Annotated in this window: 4 protein-coding genes; 1 reads left to right on the top strand and 3 read right to left on the bottom strand. The window is 63.8% G+C overall.

What is annotated here, in order from left to right; translation table 11 throughout:
• Window positions 1-208: 208 nt before the first annotated feature.
• The 3 genes from ACIQ17_RS31515 to ACIQ17_RS31505 form a co-directional block, all read right to left on the bottom strand.
• A complete protein-coding gene (locus tag ACIQ17_RS31515; RefSeq protein ID WP_398473449.1) occupies window positions 209-799 on the bottom strand; it encodes a Smr/MutS family protein in 591 nt (196 codons plus the stop codon).
• The gene (locus ACIQ17_RS31510) at window positions 796-2,424 is read right to left on the bottom strand and encodes a murein transglycosylase A (RefSeq protein ID WP_398473450.1); all 1,629 of its coding nucleotides are present in this window, start codon (window positions 2,422-2,424) and stop codon (window positions 796-798) included. Before ACIQ17_RS31510 ends, ACIQ17_RS31515 begins: the two co-directional genes overlap by 4 nt.
• A gap of 181 nt (window positions 2,425-2,605) precedes the next feature.
• On the bottom strand, window positions 2,606-3,310 hold the full coding sequence (locus tag ACIQ17_RS31505; RefSeq protein WP_398473448.1) for a Tim44/TimA family putative adaptor protein: 705 nt from the start codon (window positions 3,308-3,310) through the stop codon (window positions 2,606-2,608).
• Between the two features lie 427 nt (window positions 3,311-3,737).
• Here ACIQ17_RS31505 and secB point away from each other — a divergent pair, with 427 nt between their 5' ends.
• Window positions 3,738-4,214: a protein-export chaperone SecB gene (gene secB, locus ACIQ17_RS31500; protein ID WP_398473446.1), complete on the top strand. Its 477-nt coding sequence runs from the start codon at window positions 3,738-3,740 to the stop codon at window positions 4,212-4,214.
• The last annotated feature ends 53 nt before the right edge of the window (window positions 4,215-4,267 follow it).

The raw sequence follows: 4,267 nt of genomic DNA, 5'->3' as shown, positions 1-4,267 counted from the left end.
AAACGATCCGCATCGATGCGGACTATGTGCAGAAGCATGTGGGCGATCTGGCGAAGAACACGGATCTGAGCCGGTTTATTTTGTAACTACACACGCGCACTGTCATCGCCCGGCTTGACCGGGCGATCCAGTAGGCTCGATCTCACGACTTAAACACTGTCGGTGTTACTGGATCACCCGCTTTCGCGGGTGATGACAGTCAGGGCATTTACCTCGCCCTTCTCACCCGTACATAAAGCGCCCCGGCACCCCCGTGCCCGATATGCGCTTCCTCGAATCCCACCACCAGCGCACGGAATTCCGGCAGTCCCAGCCAGATTGGCACCTGGCGCCGCAAGATACCGCGCTCGGATTCCAGGCTGCCGGAGCGGCCCTTGCCGGTAATGATCAGCACGAAGGACATGCCATCATAACTCGCACGCTGCAGGAACGTGGCGAGTGCACGATGCGCGCGCTCCTGCGTCATGCCGTGCAGGTCGAGCCGCGCGTCGATCTCCTTGCGACCGCGTGACAGCTGCGACCGCTCGCGGCGACCGAGCAGCGTCAATGGCGGCATCGGCGGAGCAACGTGCTTCACCGGCTTGGCCGACGGCACATCCATCACCTTGCGGGACATCGGCAGAGCAGGAGGCGGCGACGCCTCGATCACCACCGGGTCCGGCTTGATGATCCGCGTCCGCTTGCGCAGCGGCTTTACCTGTTTGGCGACACCTTCCCACAATACGCGCTCGTCCTCGCTGAGAAGACGATGACGACGGCGAGGCGGATCGATGATCTGTGGCGGACGCGAGCGTTTCATTGCCAGGGGAAACGGAAGAATGACGACGGCGACTGCGCCGGCGCGCGGCGATGGACACGGCGCTTATACTTGGTCCGCTGCGGCCTGGCTTCCTGTTTCGCTGCATCCTGTTTCGCTTCAGACGGAGCGTTCTTTGCGAGTTGCGGCGCCGATGGCGGCCGCGCCTCCGGCATCGGGATGGCGGCAGCGGCAGCAGCGGCGGCAGCCGCCGGGACGGCAATCGCTGCAATCTCGGCCGGCTTCGGCGCTGGCAGCGGCACGGTGGTCGCGGCGGGCGCTGCCGGTTTGGCCTCTGTTACAGGCTCGGTCTTGGCGACAGCAGGCTTATCAGGCGTCACCGCAGGTGCCTTCGCGGCGTCAGGTTTCGCGATCTCCGCTTTCGGCGGCTCAGGCTTCACGGCCTCCGTCTTCGGCGGCTCGGCCTTTGCGACTTCGGTCCTTGCCGGCTCGACCTTTGCCGGCTCGCTTGCCGGCGTCTGCGGAAACAGTTTTGCGATTTTCGCCGAGGGCCTTGCATCGGGCAACGGCATGTTGTGGCCGCGCACCGAAGGATCGAGGCTCTTCGGCACCAGCATCACGAATTTCGCAGGGTGCTTGATGCGGCCGGCGATCCGGCCCATCTCGGTGCCGGCGCCGAAATAGAGATCGGCGCGGGCGGGGCCGATGATCGCCGATCCCGTATCCTGCGCCACCATCAGGCGGCGGAACGGCGTTTTCGAAATCTCGGTTTCGATCGGCAACTCGCCTTCGACAAAGAATGGCGTCCCATAGACATGCAGCCCCTTGTCGACGGCGATGGAGCGCCCCGGCGTCAGCGGCACGCCCTGCGCACCCACCGCCTCGTCCTTCTCCGAGAGTTGCACTTCGCGGAAGAACACAAAGGCCTTGTTCTGCCGGCGCACCTCATTGGCCGCATCCGGATTCTCCTCGAAATACTGCCGGATGCGCTGCATCGACATCTGCTCGCGCGGAATGATGCCGCGATCGATCAGCACGCGGCCGACCGGCGTATAGCGGTAGCCATTGTGGGAATCGTAGTTGATGCGGATGAAGCTGCCATCTTCCATGCGCACGCGCGCCGACCCCTGGATCTGCGAGAACAACAGATCCGTCTGGTTCTTCAGCCAGGCGATCTCCAGCCCGCGGCCGGCAATGGCCCCGTCCTCGATCTGCGCGCGATCGTAATAGGGCACCAGCTTGCGGCGGCCGATCTTGCGAAACACATCGCCGCTATTGGGCAGGCTGGGCGAAGCCTGATTGTAGCCGCGCACGAACAGGTTCGACGGCCGGCGATAGACGGGCACCGTGTAGACATCGGTCTTCGTCTTCGAACCGTCGACGATGGGCTCATAGTAGCCGGTGACGAAACCTTCGGGCTCGCCGAGCCGAGAGATGCGCAGCGGCCGGAAATTCGCTTCGAAGAAAGCGCGCGTCTTCGCGGCGTCGCTTACATCGGCAGACTTGGCAGCCGCACACGCATCGCGCAGGGAATCGCCGAGTGTCTTGGAATCCGTGGATGGCTTGCGCTGGGCTGCGATCGGACGGCAGCTTGCCTGGAATGCTGCAAAGGCCTCGCGCGGATCATCCTCGCGCCAGCCCGCGATTTCCGACCACGGCACCGGCATATATTGGCTGCCGGGAAACTCGAACGGAAATTCGCGCACCGGATTGTAGCGCGGAACATAAGCCTCGGAATGTCCACGGCTCTTGTATTTATGATTCAAGCCACGCGCATCGGCAGTGCCCGCCAGCAAAGTGACGACGCACGCCGTGGCACACGCGGCGAGCGCCGCGTGTCGCCGGGACTTACTGGCCGGCGCCGGTGCCAACCAGCTTCCAGTTCGGATCGCGCGAGGAGGTATCGCGGGCAAAGGTCCAGACGTCGGTGATGTCGGACACGCTCTCGGCATTGCCATCGACCACATTGCCAGCCTTGTCGCGCGTCGCTGAAATCATCTGCGACACGAAACGGATGGTGAGTTGCGCGGCACGGTCACGCACCTCGGCGCCGACGAGCTCCGCCTTGTCGATGGAGACGAAGCGGGTCTCGGTCTTCAGGTCGTTCTTCTCGCGCTCGCTGATGGCGGCGTCAAAACTGTCATAGACTTCCGTGGACAGCAGATCCTTCAGGGCCCGGCGATCGCCATTGGCAAAAGCCAGCACGATCATCTCGTACGCGCTCTTGGCGCCGTTGACGAAATGACGGGCGTCGAAGGAGGAGTCGGTTTCAAGCACGGCATCAAGGCCGGCGGCCAGCGGCGTGCCCGGCTCGGCGATGCCCTTCCAGCGCTCGGCCGGCGAGAGTTCCGCAGCCGGGGCAGGCTGGGTCTGGTCGATCGGGCTGCCCGGCATGGATACGACATTGCCATTGCTGTCCTGCTGCATGGCCTCGCGCGCGGCGGCGCGGTCAAAGGGCGGACGTTCCTCACCGGTTCGCTGTCCGAGCACGTTGCGCAGGCGCAGGAAGATAAAGACCGCCAGTGCCAGGAAGATGATGGTGTAAATGTCCACGTCTGTCGCTTTCTGATCGGTGCCGGGTCTTGGAGCCCGGGAAGAAGGTGCCGCGAACCACGATACATCATTGGCGGCACAATCTCATCTAGACATGAAACCTAGTCGAGCCAATGGCATGCGTCCCGTGCGGACCTGCGGCAAAGCGGCCCCGCTCCGGACGGCGATAACGCGGGACTCGCCCACGAGTTCGCCGGTGCCGACGGTAAGCAGCCGCGGAAGCCGCGGCATATCAGCCAGTTAGCGCGAATTGGCAGCGATTTCCGCCGCTCGTGTCGGCCATTGAACCAGTCCAATCGGACGTTGCCGTCCTTGTCGACTACCGCGGCCTTATGATAGCCACTCGCCCGCACAGAGGGGCCGCCTGACGCGGCTTTTCGCGGCGAATCGGTAATGCCGCCCGGCGGCGCTCCAGGAGATTTTCGACATGGCAAATGGCAACGGCAACGCTCCCGAGGCGGCTCCGCCCCAGCTCAACGTGCTGGCGCAATACACCAAGGATCTCTCCTTCGAGAACCCGAATGCCCCGGGCTCGCTGGCTCCGCAGGCCCAGCAGCCGAACATCAATATCCAGATCAATGTCGGCGCCAACAATCTGTCGGACACCGAATATGAAGTGACCCTGTCCATCGAGGGCAAGGCCGACGCCAATGGCTCGGTGCTGTTCTCGTTCGAACTGGCCTATGCCGGCGTGTTCCGCATCGTCAACGTGCCGCAGGAAAACCTGCACCCGCTGATCATGATCGAGTGCCCGCGCCTGCTGTTCCCGTTCGCCCGCGAAATCGTCGCCACCGCAGTCCGCGACGGCGGCTTCCCGCCCCTGATGCTGGACCCGGTGGATTTCGTCGGCCTGTACCGCCAGAATCTGGAACGCCAGCAGGCTGAAGCCGGTCAGGCAAATTAACGCCCAATACTGTCGTCGCCCGGCTTGACCGGGCGCCCCAGTAGACACAGGCC

It is taken from the genome of Tardiphaga sp. (genome assembly GCF_044340795.1).
Lineage (GTDB): Bacteria > Pseudomonadota > Alphaproteobacteria > Rhizobiales > Xanthobacteraceae > Tardiphaga.
The sequence above is the reverse complement of the archived record's forward strand: the minus strand, read 5'-3'. Positions and strand labels throughout refer to the sequence as shown.